This is a genomic window from Ruegeria sp. AH12 (assembly GCF_056541465.1).
The window spans coordinates 1-1,091 of the sequence record NZ_JBQFYL010000085.1 but is presented as its reverse complement, the minus strand read 5'-3'; the positions used below and the strand labels follow the sequence as shown (position 1 = coordinate 1,091).

Annotated in this window: 1 protein-coding gene and 1 pseudogene; both read left to right on the top strand. The window is 55.9% G+C overall.

The features are described from left to right. A partial coding sequence (locus ACR0EL_RS21790; RefSeq protein WP_480502260.1) for a hypothetical protein occupies positions 1-762 on the top strand: 762 nt, incomplete at its 5' end. A gap of 68 nt (positions 763-830) precedes the next feature. Then, positions 831-1,091 (top strand): annotated as a pseudogene (locus ACR0EL_RS21785) (dynamin family protein); the annotation flags it as partial.

The window sequence follows — 1,091 nt, the reverse complement described above, 5'->3', positions numbered from 1 at the left end:
CGCCGGAATGAGGTGCTGGGGGCCATCCGGGGCACGATCTTGCCTCGGCGTTTGGAATTTACGGCGGCTGACGGGGCAACTTTGGCTATCGAAGTCAACAGCTCTCGGGTCACCGACGTATTCCGCTGTGCTTCGGGCCCTGTCCCGGATTTTGAAACCGAAGCACGCGAAAAACTGATCGAACGACTGGCGCAAGTGGTGTCGGAAATTGCAACGGCACCCGGCCCGCTTGAGTTGGTTTCTCTGCGCCCGGATACGGCGCTTGAGGCTGATGACGTAGGGGTTACCTTTTCGGAGGTCGAAGCGGCCTGCGCGCGGATTGAACTAATCGAAGAGCCGCGCATGGCCATCGTTTCCGACCAGACCTTAGAACCGGAAGCCCAGCCAGAAACTGCGTCACAAGGCGCCACCAGTATTGCCGGTAAATTCTTTGAGGGCGCGGATCGGTTCGCATTAGGTCGAATACTGATTGGGTCGACTGAAGACGAGATGCAATTTGACGGGTTGTGTGCGCAGGGCCAAGACGCACATCCGGACACGGATATATTGGCCCGATTCACCCGGGATCTGGCGGGATGGCAGGCCGATGGTTCCGATGCTTTAACTGATCCACAGCTGATCGTCATTCGCCCGACAGGTGGACAAGGCGCGGGTCTCGCCATCTTGTGCGACGGTCAGGAAACCGCCGCCGCCGTTCATGACGCCCGCAAGCTGGGCGCTGTCGTCAACCTATGGAAAACATTGAATAGCGCCGTTGAATAACCGCGTTCCTGCCAAATAGTGTCCACTTTGCAAAGTTAAAAAAAATACGAGTTACCAGGGTAAATCTTATGAGTGAGTTAAACCGCCGCGAGCTTATTCGCATCGCAGAAGACATGAACGGGACGAGCAATGACGAAACGCGTCACTTCATCTCGCGCATCGTTGACGACTTGTCGAACCTCAAGCCTTCGATAGCATTCGTAGGTCAAATCAAGGCCGGAAAATCGCGCTTGATCAACGGTTTCACCGGGCATGCAGAATATCTACCCTCGGACGTGAACCCATGGGCGACAGTGATCACCGACATGCAATTCGGTCATCCGTCCGGT